Here is a 13,495-nt window from a genome sequence, read left to right on the forward strand (position 1 = left end):
CTCAGATCCTGCGGCGTCTCAATGCAAGTCCTGCGAGCCCAAGGCCGAACAGAGCGAGAGCGGCGGGCTCTGGAGTTTTGATAACCCGATAGTGCCAAACGGTATCAAACTCTACCGTCACACCGCCAAGCTCGATCCAATACGGCGTAGGCGACTCCGGATCGCCTAGTTCAAAGTGGTACTCGGAACCATAAAGGTAAGCGTATACACCCGCGGCGGTGCCGGGTCCGGACACGCTGAAGAACTTATCCATCTCCGGGTCGAAGTAGTAAAAGCAGCAGTCGAGCGTCGCTAGGCCGTCAATGATCTGGTAGTTCAGGTCTACCGCGCCAGTCCTCAGATTGAACAGTGGACCCTCACCATAGCCACTTTCCCATCCGTCGATCGCCGTCGCATTGCCGCCATCTGCACGCTTCAGCCGCGTATAGTGTGCTGCAGGGCCGCCGCCGCATCCGTAGTCCATGCCCGGCGCACCGTCACCACCTTCGCCGCCCTTAGCCGTACCGCCAAACTGTAGCAGGTCGTAGTCTTCCGTGCAGGTGAACGTGTCCTTGGGCTTGATCCGCCAACGCATTTCGAATTTGTCACCGATGTTCCAGCCGAGGCGGTCAAGCTCGCTCACAGAGAAGTCGCGGATATAACCGTCAGGCCCGAACAGCTTGCCGCCTCCCGTCACACTCGTGACGACAGACTTAAGTGAGATTTCGACGCTCCACTTTGAATATGTCGTAATCGGAGCTGCAAGTGTGGGCGAAGCAACACACACGACAAGCGCGGCGCAGAACAGTAAACGCATAGTAAGGCCCTCCCTGTTACGAGACAGGCTATGGTTAACATGTCGTTGCGGCAACGATTCGATTTAAGCGTTACCGTGATGCACCCCGCAAGGGCGCTTACCCATCACGCGTCGTAGTCGACCGCCACGTTGTCGGTCAGCGGTACGGCCTGGCAGGTGAGGATGTAGCCCTGCGCGACCTCTTCGGGCGAGAGGCCGTAGTTCGCCTTCATGTGCACCTTGCCGTCGATCAGCTTTGCGCGGCAGGTCGCGCAGACGCCCGCCTTGCAGGCGAACGGGGTTTGTAGCCCGGCGGCGCGGGCGTTTTCGAGGATGCTGCCCTGCGCGCTGTCGAAGGTGATGCGGCGGCGGCGACCTTCCAGCGTCACCTCGACCTTGCGGCCTTCGGCTTCGCGCTCAAGCTCGCGCTCGACGGCCGCCTGCTCGGCGGTCGGGCGGTCGATCGTGAAGCGCTCGACCTTGATGCGGTCAGCGGGAACACCTGCGGCGGTGAGCGCGGTTTCCACGGCGTCCATCATCGGTCCGGGGCCGCAGATGAACGCAGCGTCCACGTCGTTGGCGTCGATGAGGCCGCCGAGCAGTTCGGTGAGCTTCGCCGAATCGAGGCGGCCATTGAAAAGCGCGATGTCCTCGTCGTCTTCGTCTTCAAGGAAGTGGTAGGCTTCGAGCCGGTCGAGGAAGCGGTCCTTGAGCGCGGCAATCTCTTCCAGGAACATGATCTCGTTGCTGGCGCGGTTGCCGTAGAACAAGGTAAAACGGCTTTTCGGCTCTTCGAGAAGCGTGGTCTTGAGGAGCGAGAGAACGGGCGTGATGCCGGAGCCGCCCGCGAAGCCCACGTAATGCTTCTGCGCGTTCGCATCGAAATCCCACGAGAAGCTGCCATGCGGCGGCATCACTTCGATCGTGTCGCCGGCGGCGAGCGCGGTGTTTGCCCAGCGGGAGAAGCGGCCGTCGGAAATCGCCTTGATGGCGACGCGGAGCTGACCTTCGTGCGGCGCGACGCAGAGCGAATAGTTGCGGCGCAAATCCTCGCCATTGATGTCGGCGCGCAGCGTGATGTGCTGGCCGGCGCGGAAGGTGAAGGCTTCGCGCTCGGCTTCAGGCACATCGAACAGGATCGAGATGGCGCTCGGCGTTTCGCGGCGGACTTCGGCGATTTTCAGCGTGTGGAAATGTGTGGACATTCAGGGCCTCAATGGCATTTGAAACGATCGAAGGGTTCGCGGCAGCTGTCACACTGCCAGAGCGCCTTGCAGGGGGTGGAACCGAACCGACTGATCTCGTGCGTCTGTTTCGAACCGCAGCGGGGGCAGGTGGCCGGGTGGCTGTTCAGCTTTATGTCGTCGGGAGGTGGATCGATCCCGTAGGCGCGCAGTTTTTCGCGGCCGTCCTCAGTGATCCACGCCGTCGTCCACGGCGGCGACAGGCGGGTTTCGATCGCCACATCCGCCATCCCCGCCGCATCCAGCGCTTCGCGCACTGCGAGCTGGATGTAGGCGGTCGCTGGGCAGCCCGTGTACGTCGGCGTGATCAGCACGCGCGCCGGTTCGGCATCGGTGAGCACATCGCGCACGATGCCGAGATCGACGAGCGATACCGCCGGAATCTCAGGGTCCGGCACGGAGGCAAGCACGGCCATGATGGCGCGTGCGTCGTTCACCAGACGGCTTCCGGGTAGGTGCGCGGAATATGCTGCATCACCGCGAGCATGTGCCCGAGATGTTCGGAATGGTGGCCCTTGCGCCCGCCGACGACGGCGCGCGGCAGCTTCATTTCGGGCAGCCCCGCCTCGGCGAGCACTGCCGCGACGCGGGCTTCGAACACCGGACGCAGCGAAGCGGGATCGACCGCGACGCCTTCGGCGACGAGCGCTTCGGTGACGGCATCCGTCTGGAACAGCTCCTCGACGAAGCGCCAGTGCCAGTCGAGCCCGTCCACCATGCGCGAGCGGCTTTCCTCGGTGCCGTCGCCGAGACGGATCACCCAGTCGGCGGCGAGGTCGGCGTGGTAGGCGACTTCCTTCACGGCCTTCGCGGCGATTTCCGCAAGGCGTGCGTCCTTCGAGAGCGCGAGCCTTTCGAACAGGGCCTTCTGCCACGTGGAGAACAGGAACTGCCGCGCCATGGTGCGCGCGAAGTCGCCGTTCGGCTGCTCGACCATCAGGCAGTTCGTCCACGCGAGGACGTCGCGGTGGAAGGCGAGGCGGTCTGCGCTGCGATCCTTGCCTTCGACTTCGCCGGCATAGCCGAGGAAGAGCTGCGCCTGCCCGACGAGATCGAGCGCGACGTTGGCGAGCGAGAGGTCGACTTCGATGGTCGGCGCATGGCCGCACCATTCGGAAAGCCGCTGCCCGAGCACGAGGCTGTCGTCGCCGAGACGCAGCGCGTATGTGAAGAGTGCGTTTTCCATCACATGTGCTTCACGGCATCGGGGAGTTCGTAGAAGGTCGGGTGACGATAGATCTTCGTCTCCGCCGGTTCGAACATCGGCCCGGCCTGCGCGGGGTCGGACGAAACGATGTCCGCCGAACGCACGACCCACAGGCTGACGCCTTCCATGCGGCGCGTGTAGGTGTCGCGCGCATGGCGGAGCGCGATTTCGGCGTCAGGCGCGTGCACCGATCCTGCGTGGCGGTGCGAAAGCCCGCCGCGTGCGCGCACGAACACTTCCCAGAGAGGCCAATCGGTCTTCATGTCTCGTCTTTCCTTCAGGCTGCGGCCTTGATGCGGCGGCGGGCTTCGTAGGCATCCGCGGCTTCGCGCACCCAGGCTCCATCGTCCCACGCCTTGCGGCGGGCTTCCATGCGTTCCTTCGCGGTCGGGCCTTCGCCGCGCACGACGGCGTAGAACTCTTCCCAGTCGATCACGCCGTAATCGTAGTGGCCGCGTTCCTCGTTCCACTTGAGGTCAGCGTCCGGCACTTCCATGCCGAGCAGGTGAACCTGCGGCACGGTGGCGTCGATGAACTTCTGGCGAAGCTCGTCGTTCGTCTCGCGCTTGATGCGCCAGCGGATCGACTGCGCGGAGTTCGGCGAATTGTCGTCGGACGGGCCGAACATCATGATCGCGGGCCACCACCAGCGATCGATCGCGTCCTGCACCATCGCCTTCTGCTCGTCGGTGCCTGCGGCCATCACGAGGAGAGCATCGTAGCCCTGACGCTGGTGAAAGCTCTCTTCCTTGCAGACGCGGACCATGGCGCGCGCATAGGGGCCATAGGATGTCCGCTGCAGCGGCACCTGGTTCATGATCGCCGCGCCGTCCACCAGCCAGCCGATGGCGCCGATGTCGGCCCAGGTCAGCGTCGGGTAGTTGAAGATCGTGGAGTATTTCGCCTTGCCGCTGTGCAGCGCGTCGATCATCTCCTCGCGCGAGGAACCCAGTGTCTCCGCGGCGGAATAGAGGTAGAGGCCGTGGCCGCCCTCGTCCTGCACCTTCGCGAGCAGGATCGCCTTGCGCTTCAGCGACGGCGCGCGCGTGATCCAGTTGCCTTCTGGCAACATACCTACGATCTCGCTGTGCGCGTGCTGCGAAATCTGGCGGATCAGCGTGCGGCGGTACGCCTCCGGCATCCAGTCCTTGGGTTCGATGAATTCGTCCGCGGCGACCCGTGCCTCGAACGCATCGACGAGTTCCTGCGGATCCCGCGCGGGGGCCTGCTGCGGATCAACCTTCTGAAGTTCGGTCGTATACACGGGGTGCTCCTTCCTCCCTGTCGTATCTATAATAAATCGACCGACCGGTCAATTATTATTTAAAGTGTTCAGACGTGCTCGATGAGAAGCGCGATCCCCTGGCCGACGCCGATGCACATCGTGGCGAGGCCGTAGCGCCCACCGCGATTCTGCAGCTCGATCGCGGCGGTCATCGCAAGCCGCGCACCCGACATGCCGAGCGGGTGACCGAGGGCGATGGCGCCGCCGTTGGGGTTCACATGCTCGGCGTTGTCGGGCAGCCCGAGCTGGCGCAACACGGCAAGGCCCTGCGCGGCGAAAGCTTCGTTGAGCTCGACGACGTCGATATCGCCGATCGACACGCCGGTGCGCGCGAGCAGCTTCTTCGTGGCGGGAGCCGGGCCGATGCCCATGATGCGCGACGGCACGCCCGCGACGGCACCGCCGACGATGCGCGCGATGGGCTTCAGGCCGTGTTTGGCCGCGGCGGCTTCGCTCGCGATCAGCAGCGCCGCGGCGCCGTCGTTGACGCCGCTCGCATTGCCCGCGGTGACGGTGCCGTCCGGGCGGACGATCGGGCGCAGCTTCGCCAGCGTCTCCATCGTCGTTTCACGCGGATGCTCGTCGCGGTCCACGATCACCGGATCGCCCTTTTTGCGCGTGATCGTGACGGGTACGATTTCCTGCGCGAAGCGTCCGCTCGCCTGCGCGGCGGACGCACGGCGCTGGCTTTCGACCGCGAACCGGTCCTGATCCTCGCGCGAGATGCCGAAGTCGTCCGCCACGTTCTCCGCTGTCTCGGGCATAGAATCGACGCCGAAGCCCGCTTTCATCGCGGGGTTCACGAAGCGCCAGCCGATCGTGGTGTCGTAAACGGTGTTGCTGCGCGAAAACGCGCTGTCCGCCTTGGGCATCACGAACGGTGCGCGCGTCATGCTCTCGACGCCGCCGGCCACAACGAAATCGGCATCTCCGCTACGAATCGCGCGTGCGGCCATCGCCACCGCATCGAGCCCCGAGCCGCACAGGCGGTTCAGCGTCGTGCCGGGCGCGGTCTCGCCGAGATCGGCGAGCAACGCGGCCATGCGCGCGACATTGCGGTTGTCCTCGCCCGCCTGGTTGGCGCAGCCCATGATCACGTCGTCGAGCGCGTCCCAATCGATGCCGGGGTTGCGCGCGGCGAGCGCCCTCAGCGGCACTGCGGCGAGATCGTCCGGCCGGACCTCGGCAAGCGATCCGCCGTAGCGTCCGATGGCGGTACGCGCGGCGTCGCAGATGAAAGCGTCGGTCATTCCTGTTCCTCTTCGATCACGGGGCCACCGATCGTGCGGCTCAGCCCCTGGAATTCAGCGATGATGCGGCCGTCTTCGCCGAAGACGCTGACGGCATAAACCCCTGTGCGGCCTTTAAAGGCGCGCTCCCGCGCCTCGGCGACGATTCGCTCGCCCGCGCGTCCGGCATCGATGAAGCTGATGCTGGCGTGCTGCGCAACCGTCTGCACGTTGCGCGAATTGCAGGCATACGCGAACGCCGTGTCGGCGAGCAGGAACACCATGCCGCCGTGCGCCATGCCGAAGCCATTGAGCGTCGCGGGCGACAGCCGCATGGCGACGCGCGCATGGCCTTCACCCGCCGCTTCGATTTCAAGGCCCAGCGCAGGCGTGGTGCCTTCCTTCGCGGCCATTGCGCGCGCGATGCGCAGCGCCTTATGGTCGGCTTCGGAATCGCGTGGAGTCGGCGGTGTGGAATCGGGCATGGTGACCCAAATAGCTGACGATTTCGTGCTTGCCAATAATAGTTCGACCGTTCATTCTATCATTAAGCATTGCGGATGGGGAGGCTTTCTCGTGTCTTACGAAACGATACTGTTCGACATCAGCGAAGGCGTCGCGACGCTGACGCTGAATCGTCCCGATCGCCTCAACAGTTTCACGGTGAAGATGCACGGCGAAGTCGCCGAGGCGCTGGATCGCACGGAGAAGGAAGGCGCGCGTGCGCTGCTGCTGACCGGTGCCGGGCGCGGTTTCTGCGCGGGGCAGGATCTTTCCGACCGTGCCGTGGCGCCGGGGGAAAGCGCCGTCGATCTCGGTGATTCGGTCGAGCGCTTCTACAATCCGCTGATCCGCCGCCTGAACACGATTGCCATGCCGGTCGTCTGCGCGGTGAACGGCGTTGCCGCGGGTGCGGGCGCCAACATCGCGCTCGCCTGCGATATCGTGCTCGCCGCGAAAAGCGCGAAGTTCATCCAGTCGTTCGCCGCGATCGGTCTTATCCCCGACAGCGGCGGCACTTGGGTGCTGCCGCGCCTCATCGGCCAGGCACGCGCGCTCGGCCTTGCGATGACCGGCGAGCCGCTGTCGGCGGAACGTGCCGAAGACTGGGGCCTCATCTGGAAGTGCATCGACGACGAGGCGCTTGCAGGCGAAGCGCGTGCGCTTGCCGTTCGTCTCGCTGCCGGGCCGACGCAGGGCCTTGCGGCGACGCGGACCGCCATTCGCGGCGCGTGGGCGAATACGCTCAACGAGGAACTCGACAACGAGCGCGACCTGATGCGCCGCCTCGGCTTCTCGGCCGACTACAAGGAAGGCGTCGCCGCCTTCATGGAAAAGCGCAAACCCAAGTTTACCGGCGCCTGAGCCGATTTCGGAGCGATGACTTCATGACCACGATTCTCGAAAATTACGCCGAAGGCCGCTGGGTGAAGAGCGCGGGCGGGCTTTCGCCCATCCATTCCGCGCTTTCCGGCGATGTCGTTGCCGAAACCGGCAGCGACGGCCTGAATTTCGGCGGCATGGCGGACTTTGCGCGGAAGAAAGGCGGCAAGGCGCTGCGCGCGATGACCTTCCACGAGCGCGCGCTGATGCTGAAGGCGCTCGGCCAGGCGATCATGGAGCGCAAGGAGGAGCTCTACGACCTGTCGTGGGACACGGGCGCGACGCGCACGGATAGCTGGATCGACATCGAAGGCGGCGCGGGCACGCTCTTCTCCTACGCCTCCAAGGGGCGGCGCGAACTGCCGAACGACCGCATCCTCCTTGACGGCGATACCGAGGTGCTGGCGCGCGACGGCAGCTTCATCGGGCAGCATGTCTACACCTCGATGCAGGGCCTTGCGCTTCATATCAACGCGTTCAACTTCCCCGTTTGGGGGATGCTCGAAAAGCTGGGGCCGACGCTGCTCGCCGGTGTTCCCGCGATCGTGAAGCCCGCGTCCGCCACGGCGTACGTTGCCGAGGCCGCGTTCCGCATCATGATCGAAAGCGGCGTGCTTCCGGAAGGCGCGCTGCAGTTCATCGCCGGGATGCCGGGCGACCTGTTCGATCACCTCACAGGCCAGGATTCGGTGGCGTTCACCGGCTCGGCGAACACCGCTGCGAAGCTGCAGCAGATCCCGGTGATTGCGCGCGAAGCCGTGCGCTTCACGGCGGAGCGCGATTCGCTGAACGCTTCGATCCTCGCGCCGGATGCGGTGCCGGGCACGCCCGAGTTCGATCTGTTCGTGAAGGAGGTCGCGCGCGAGATGACGGTGAAGGCGGGGCAGAAGTGTACCGCGATCCGCCGCGCGCTGGTGCCTGCGAACCTCATCGACGCAGTGCAGGAAGCGCTCTCCGCCCGCCTCGCGAAGGCCGTCGTCGGCGACCCGCGAAACGAAGGCGTTACCATGGGCGCGCTTGTCAGCCGCAGCCAGCTTGCGGATGTGCGCGCGAAAATTGCCGAGCTTTCGGCGGTCGCACCGGTTGTCTACGGCGACCCGAACGGGGCGGACGACGGCAAGGGCGCATTCTTCGCGCCGGTGCTGATGCGCACCGACGATCCGTGGAAGGCCGAAGCGATCCATGAGGTCGAGGCGTTCGGCCCGGTCGCCACGCTGATGCCCTATGCCGATCTTGCGGATGCGGCCGCGCTCGCCAACCACGGCAAGGGCTCGCTCGCGATTTCCGTGTTCACGCACGATGGTGCGACGGCGCGCGAACTCGTGCTCGAATCGGGCGCGTTCCATGGCCGCATGGCGTTCCTCAATCGCGACTCCGCGAAGACCTCGACGGGCCACGGCTCGCCGCTTCCGGTGCTTGTCCACGGCGGCCCTGGCCGTGCGGGCGGCGGCGAGGAGATGGGCGGCATCCGCGGTGTGAAGCACTACATGCAGCGCACCGCGCTGCAGGGCGATCCGGGGCTGCTCTCGAAGGCGCTCGGCGAATATCTGCCCGGCGCGCCGATGGAGGAAGGGACGGTGCACCCGTTCCGCCTGCGCCTCGGCGAGCTGGAGCCGGGTTACACGCTGAAGACGGGTTCGCGCACGATCACGCTCGAGGACATCGAGCATTTCGCGGAATTCACCGGCGACAATTTCTACGCGCACATGGACGAGGAAGCCGCGAAGGCGAGCCCCATCTTCGGCGGGCGCGTGGCGCACGGCTATCTGATCCTGTCGTTCGCGGCGGGCCTCTTCGTCGATGCGCCTCCGGGGCCGGTGCTCGCCAATTATGGCCTTGAACACCTGCGCTTCGTGAAGCCGATGAAGCCGGGCGATTCGATGAAGGTGTCGCTCACCGTCCGGTCGAAGTCGCAGCGTTCGGCCGAGATGGGCGAGGTACGCTGGGCCGTGCGCGTCACCAACCAGGACGACGAACTCTGCGCGACCTACGACCTGCTGACGATGAACGCCGTCTAGTCGAGGATCGCGGGCAGGAAATCTGCCGCGCCTGAGAAGCCCAGCCGCTGATAGGCGCGCTGGCGGTAGGTAAGGACGCTGCTCTGGCGGATGTCGAGCGCGTCCGCGGTGCGCTCGGCAGTCCAGCCCGCAACGGTGCGTGCGGCGACCTGGCGTTCGCGCAGGGTGAGCACCGGAAACGCACGCGCGATGCGCGCTTCCAGACGTTCGACGAGGCTGAATTCGGACGTGGGAACAGCCTGCCGGGCGAGCGCGGTGAGGCCGACGTTCGCGAGCGCGGCAAGCGCGGCGGTGCCTTCGCTGTCGCGGCGGCGGTAGAAGCTCAGCACGATCGCGCGCCCGGCGCCGCGCCAGCCGAAGCAGAGCTTGTCGGCGAAGCGCGGTTGCTCGAAGCAGATCGCGCGGTAATCGCGCAGGCCGATCTCGGCGGCGCGGACGCAGGCGACGAAGCCGCGCCCCGCTGCCGTGCGCTGGCGGGCATGGACGACGGGATCGTGATGGTAGAAGCGCTCGGCATAATGGCGCGCGCGGCGGTCGTGATCGCCGCGCGCGCTGATCGAGGAGAGCGCGACCGGGCGTTCGCCGTCGCGGACGTGATAGGCGAAAATCTCGTCGACACCCGCCACGCTCTGCGCGGCGTCCAGCATCCGCGCGCCGAACACGGGCGTACCGACCGCATCGATGAGTGCGGCACCGATATCGGGATCGAGGAGCGGAAGTTCGGCCATCGCCGAAACGCTACCCCAGCTACTGGATGTGCAGCAAGCGCGAGACGAGTTGCGTCCGGCTGCTGACGCCCACCTTGCGGTAGATCGAGCGGAGGTGGTTTTCGCCGGTGCGCAGCGAGATGCCGAGCTCGTGGCTGAGCGAGGCGTTGCACTTGCCCGATGCGATCTGGCGCGCGATTTCGGTTTCGCGTTCGGTGAGACCGAACCGGCGGCAGGCGTCACCGATCGCGTGGCGCGGTCCGCCGCCGCTCGTCACGACGAGATGAAAATTGCGACCGTCGGCGGTTTCGAAATTGCGCACCTCGACATCGAACGTGCGCAGACCGCTCGCCTTGAAGCTGAACGAAACGCCCGGTGCGCGATCGGCGGCGAGCAACCGCGCCTTGATCTCGCCGAGCACCGACGAGCCGCCGTGCGCTCCGCCGGTGAGGCCCAGATCCTCCATGCCCTTCGCATTGCCGTTGCGCACCACCAGATCCTCGTCGAGGATCAGGAAGCCCATTTCGGTTCCGGCCTCGCGCGCCGCGATGGCAATGGTTTCGGAAAGCGCCAGGGCCTCCTTGCAGGCGAGTGCGTAAAGCACCGAGCGGATCGCCGGCACCAGCCGCTGGAACCACGAAAGCTGCTCGGGCAGGAACGCGATGTCGCCGTGGCGGCGATGAAAGCCCACACAGGCAAGCTGCGTTTCCAGCCCCGTCCGCATCGGCATGGCGACGGCCACGACGTGGCCGATGTCATAGGGGCGCAGAAACGTATCGCGGTACTGCGGGTCTTCTTCCAGATCGCGTTCGAACGAGCCGGTGAGCAGGCTAGGCGCCGGGCCGCGCTCGTCGTCCAGCCAGTCCATGACCGGACGGATCACGGGATCGAGCGCATAGAGCCCGTCCACATACACATCTACCGACGTGGGTTTGCTGCCCACATAGCTGCGCGCGCCGAAATGCCGGTCGCCATAGGGCGAGGAGAAAATCTGCATGAACACGCCGCTCGTTGCGCCAAGCGCATCGACCATCGGTTCGAGCAGGGTTTCGCTGACGGCGTCAGCGGTCTCGCAGGACAGAATCTTCTCGAAGAGTTCCGCCGAGGGGTCTCCCCCGAAATTCGCGCTGGGCACCTCCGCCTCCCCTAAATCCCTCGGTCGTGCGCGCTCTTCAAAGGCGCTGCGTATAGATCGACCGATCGTACAATTAATCTACTGCCCCTGCAGTACGCATTCAATCAGAAAACAGGCCGCAGGGAAAGTGCCGGATATTCGCGGCTTTCGTGCCACACCCCCCATGAGTGTTTCCCGTTATAGGCAGGGGTGCCGCAAGCGAGGCATGAAGCGTGCTGAGAAGCAAGATGCCGGCCGCCATGGGGCGCGACCGGCTTTTCGGGGGAGGTACCAGAATCATGAAACGGACCAGCGGCTTCAACACGGGCGCCGGTGTTCTCGCGCTTGCGATCGCGCTTTCCGCAGGCAGCGCCGCAGCGCAGGACGCCGCAACCAGCAGCAACGACACGATCGAGGAAATCGTCGTTACAGCGACTCGCCGCGCCGCAAACGTTCAGGACATCGGCATCGCCGTGACGGCGCATGGCGGCGATCGCCTGCTCGAACTTGGCCTGCGCGACACGACCGACCTTGCCGCGATGACGCCGGGTCTGCAGTTCGTTTCGCCGGGCGGTCCGCCGGTTGCCGGTCTCATCTCGATCCGCGGCGTTTCGCAGAACGATTTCGCCGGCCACATCGAACCGGCGAACGCCTTCTACATCGACGAAGTCTACCAGCCCTCGAGCGGCACGAGCGTGCAGCAGCTGTTCGACGTCGGCCGCGTCGAGGTTCTGAAGGGCCCGCAGGGTACGCTGTTCGGCCGCAACGCGACGGGCGGTCTCGTCCACATCATCACCGCCCAGCCGGGCGACGAACTCGACGGGTACGTCGATGTCACTTACGGCAGCTACGACCAGCTCCGCTTCGAGGGTGCCGTCGGCGGCCCAATCGCGGAAGGCGTCTCCGCGCGTCTGTCGTTCATGAAGGACAAGCACGACGGCTATGTGAAGAACGCGATCGGTCCCGATCTGCTTGCGGACGACACACTTGCCGGGCGCTTCCAGCTGCGCCTGGAGCCGAACGAGGCGCTGACGATCAACCTGTTCGCAGACTGGTACAAGACGCGTCCCGTCACGAGCGGCGGTGCGATGATCACCGGCGCGACGCAGGATGCCGATGGCCTCGGCGTTGCACTGCCGAAGGGATCGCCCACCGGCTTCGGTTATGCGGATGCGGACGGCGACCCCTATACGGGCGCCTTCAACTACGCGGGCCGTTTCGCGCGCGAAACGTGGACCATCGGCGGCAAGATCAACTATGATCTCGGCGGCGGCTATTCGCTCGCAACCGTCACCAGCTATCAGAAGCTCGACAGCACCTACGCGGCCGACAACGACTTCTCGCCGGTCGACATCGGCGTGTTCGAACAGGACGCGAAGGCGAAGCACTTCACACAGGAAATCCGCCTGATCGAGGATGATGGCGCGTTCCGCTGGACCGCGGGCCTCTATTACCTCAACATCAACGGCGACTATTTCCAGGGCTTCAATCTCTCCGGTTTCGGCACCTACCCGCGCGCCGACTACAGGGTCGATACCAAGTCTTATTCGGGCTTCGTGCAGGCCGAATATGATCTCTCCGATCAGCTCAAGCTGTCGGCGGGCGTCCGCGTAACGCGCGACGAGAAGGATTATTACTACTCCGAAGTCTGCGATGGTCCGCTCTGCCCCTTGTTCATCGCACCGGGCTCGCTCGCCGCGAACGGCGTCACCACGGACAAGCATGGCGAAACGGGCTTCTCCGGCCGTCTCGCGCTCGATTGGAAGCCGAACGACGCAACGCTGCTCTATGCGAGCATCAACCGCGGCTACAAGGCGTTCAACTACAACGCCGGCTTCGTCGGGCAGGCGCCGCTCTCCGGCTTCCGCTTCAAGGGCGAAGACCTGATGGCGTATGAAATCGGCGGCAAGTTCGAATTCCTCGATCGCCGCGTGCGCTTCAACGCCGCGACCTTCTACTACGATTATTCGGACTATCAGGCGTTCGACCAGCGCGGCTTCAACTTCACGCTGTTCAACACCGATGCCGAAATCTACGGCGCGGACTTCGAACTGTCGCTGCATCCGGGCATGGGCTTCCGCTTCGATGCGGGCCTCGCGCTGCTGCACACGAACGTTCAGGATATTCCGATCGGCACGCGCCTCGTCGATCGCAAGGCGCCGCAGTCGCCGGGCCACACGATCAACCTCGCCGCAACGAAGGATTTCGATCTCGGCTTTGGCGAGCTGAGCACGACGTTCAACGCCGTCTACACCGCGGACTTCTACTCGCAGCTCACCAACGCGGCGGTGACGAAGGTTCCGGGTGGCTGGCTCGCCAACGCGCGCGTGTCGCTGAAGACGATGGAGAACAAGCTAGAGCTTTCGGTGTTCGCGAACAACGTGTTCGACAAGGCCCGCAAGATCTTCTCGTTCGACGTTTCGGCCCCGCCGCTCGGCGGTGCCTACGACACCTACACGCAGCCGCGCTGGTTCGGCGCGCAGGTGCGGTACAACTTCTAGGCATAGAAACGGCCGGAGGCGGGGCGCCGCCT

Annotated in this window: 13 protein-coding genes; 3 read left to right on the forward strand and 10 right to left on the reverse strand. The window is 65.2% G+C overall.

Annotated features, from left to right (window positions below):
• Position 1: 1 nt before the first annotated feature.
• The 8 genes from ACE3TJ_RS10930 to paaI form a co-directional block, all read right to left on the reverse strand.
• The gene (locus ACE3TJ_RS10930; protein WP_374596088.1) at positions 2–796 is read right to left on the reverse strand and encodes a PEP-CTERM sorting domain-containing protein; all 795 of its coding nucleotides are present in this window, start codon (positions 794–796) and stop codon (positions 2–4) included.
• Positions 797–900: 104 nt separating this feature from the next.
• Positions 901–1,980 (reverse strand): 1,2-phenylacetyl-CoA epoxidase subunit PaaE, encoded by a 1,080-nt coding sequence (gene paaE / locus ACE3TJ_RS10935; RefSeq protein WP_374596089.1) that lies wholly within the window; start codon positions 1,978–1,980, stop codon positions 901–903.
• 8 nt (positions 1,981–1,988) lie between these two features.
• Positions 1,989–2,456, reverse strand: coding sequence for a 1,2-phenylacetyl-CoA epoxidase subunit PaaD (gene paaD / locus ACE3TJ_RS10940; RefSeq protein ID WP_374596090.1), 468 nt, complete (start codon positions 2,454–2,456; stop codon positions 1,989–1,991).
• Entirely contained in the window at positions 2,453–3,205 is a 753-nt protein-coding gene (paaC, locus tag ACE3TJ_RS10945; protein ID WP_374596091.1) for a 1,2-phenylacetyl-CoA epoxidase subunit PaaC, read from the reverse strand. The genes paaD and paaC overlap by 4 nt, the downstream gene beginning before the upstream one ends.
• Positions 3,205–3,489 carry a 1,2-phenylacetyl-CoA epoxidase subunit PaaB gene (gene paaB, locus ACE3TJ_RS10950; protein ID WP_374596092.1) on the reverse strand — a complete coding sequence of 95 codons (285 nt, stop codon included), beginning with the start codon at positions 3,487–3,489 and terminating at the stop codon, positions 3,205–3,207. The genes paaC and paaB overlap by 1 nt, the downstream gene beginning before the upstream one ends.
• Positions 3,490–3,503: 14 nt before the next feature.
• A complete protein-coding gene (gene paaA / locus ACE3TJ_RS10955) occupies positions 3,504–4,490 on the reverse strand; it encodes a 1,2-phenylacetyl-CoA epoxidase subunit PaaA (RefSeq protein WP_374596093.1) in 987 nt (328 codons plus the stop codon).
• A gap of 68 nt (positions 4,491–4,558) precedes the next feature.
• A complete protein-coding gene (pcaF, locus tag ACE3TJ_RS10960; RefSeq protein ID WP_374596094.1) occupies positions 4,559–5,761 on the reverse strand; it encodes a 3-oxoadipyl-CoA thiolase in 1,203 nt (400 codons plus the stop codon).
• Positions 5,758–6,225 carry a hydroxyphenylacetyl-CoA thioesterase PaaI gene (paaI, locus tag ACE3TJ_RS10965; protein WP_374596095.1) on the reverse strand — a complete coding sequence of 156 codons (468 nt, stop codon included), beginning with the start codon at positions 6,223–6,225 and terminating at the stop codon, positions 5,758–5,760. Before paaI ends, pcaF begins: the two co-directional genes overlap by 4 nt.
• Before the next feature lie 91 nt (positions 6,226–6,316).
• Here paaI and paaG point away from each other — a divergent pair, with 91 nt between their 5' ends.
• Both paaG and paaZ read left to right on the forward strand, forming a co-directional pair.
• Positions 6,317–7,105, forward strand: coding sequence for a 2-(1,2-epoxy-1,2-dihydrophenyl)acetyl-CoA isomerase PaaG (paaG, locus tag ACE3TJ_RS10970; RefSeq protein ID WP_374596096.1), 789 nt, complete (start codon positions 6,317–6,319; stop codon positions 7,103–7,105).
• A 23-nt stretch (positions 7,106–7,128) separates the two neighbouring features.
• A complete protein-coding gene (gene paaZ, locus ACE3TJ_RS10975) occupies positions 7,129–9,141 on the forward strand; it encodes a phenylacetic acid degradation bifunctional protein PaaZ (protein WP_374596097.1) in 2,013 nt (670 codons plus the stop codon).
• On the opposite strand, the gene ACE3TJ_RS10980 is transcribed toward paaZ, so the two are convergent.
• Together ACE3TJ_RS10980 and ACE3TJ_RS10985 are read right to left on the reverse strand one after the other, a co-directional pair.
• On the reverse strand, positions 9,138–9,869 hold the full coding sequence (locus ACE3TJ_RS10980; RefSeq protein WP_374596098.1) for a LuxR C-terminal-related transcriptional regulator: 732 nt from the start codon (positions 9,867–9,869) through the stop codon (positions 9,138–9,140). The two genes, paaZ and ACE3TJ_RS10980, sit on opposite strands and share 4 nt — an antisense overlap.
• A 19-nt stretch (positions 9,870–9,888) precedes the next feature.
• Positions 9,889–10,983, reverse strand: a complete 1,095-nt coding sequence (locus ACE3TJ_RS10985; RefSeq protein ID WP_374596099.1) for a LuxR C-terminal-related transcriptional regulator — start codon at positions 10,981–10,983, stop codon at positions 9,889–9,891.
• Between the two features lie 278 nt (positions 10,984–11,261).
• On the opposite strand from ACE3TJ_RS10985, the gene ACE3TJ_RS10990 reads away from it, so the two are divergent.
• Positions 11,262–13,463 (forward strand): TonB-dependent receptor, encoded by a 2,202-nt coding sequence (locus tag ACE3TJ_RS10990; protein WP_374596100.1) that lies wholly within the window; start codon positions 11,262–11,264, stop codon positions 13,461–13,463.
• Positions 13,464–13,495: the final 32 nt, after the last annotated feature.

The sequence above is a fragment of the Sphingosinicella sp. genome (assembly GCF_041916975.1).
Lineage (GTDB): Bacteria > Pseudomonadota > Alphaproteobacteria > Sphingomonadales > Sphingomonadaceae > Sphingosinicella.

Coding starts and splice junctions, on each gene's coding strand:
- ACE3TJ_RS10990 (WP_374596100.1), top strand. CDS start 11,262: ATGAAACGGACCAGCGGCTTCAACACGGGCGCCGGTGTTCTCGCGCTT.
- ACE3TJ_RS10930 (WP_374596088.1), bottom strand. CDS start 796: ATGCGTTTACTGTTCTGCGCCGCGCTTGTCGTGTGTGTTGCTTCGCCC.
- ACE3TJ_RS10980 (WP_374596098.1), bottom strand. CDS start 9,869: ATGGCCGAACTTCCGCTCCTCGATCCCGATATCGGTGCCGCACTCATC.
- paaC (WP_374596091.1), bottom strand. CDS start 3,205: ATGGAAAACGCACTCTTCACATACGCGCTGCGTCTCGGCGACGACAGC.
- paaB (WP_374596092.1), bottom strand. CDS start 3,489: ATGAAGACCGATTGGCCTCTCTGGGAAGTGTTCGTGCGCGCACGCGGC.
- paaE (WP_374596089.1), bottom strand. CDS start 1,980: ATGTCCACACATTTCCACACGCTGAAAATCGCCGAAGTCCGCCGCGAA.
- paaI (WP_374596095.1), bottom strand. CDS start 6,225: ATGCCCGATTCCACACCGCCGACTCCACGCGATTCCGAAGCCGACCAT.
- pcaF (WP_374596094.1), bottom strand. CDS start 5,761: ATGACCGACGCTTTCATCTGCGACGCCGCGCGTACCGCCATCGGACGC.
- paaZ (WP_374596097.1), top strand. CDS start 7,129: ATGACCACGATTCTCGAAAATTACGCCGAAGGCCGCTGGGTGAAGAGC.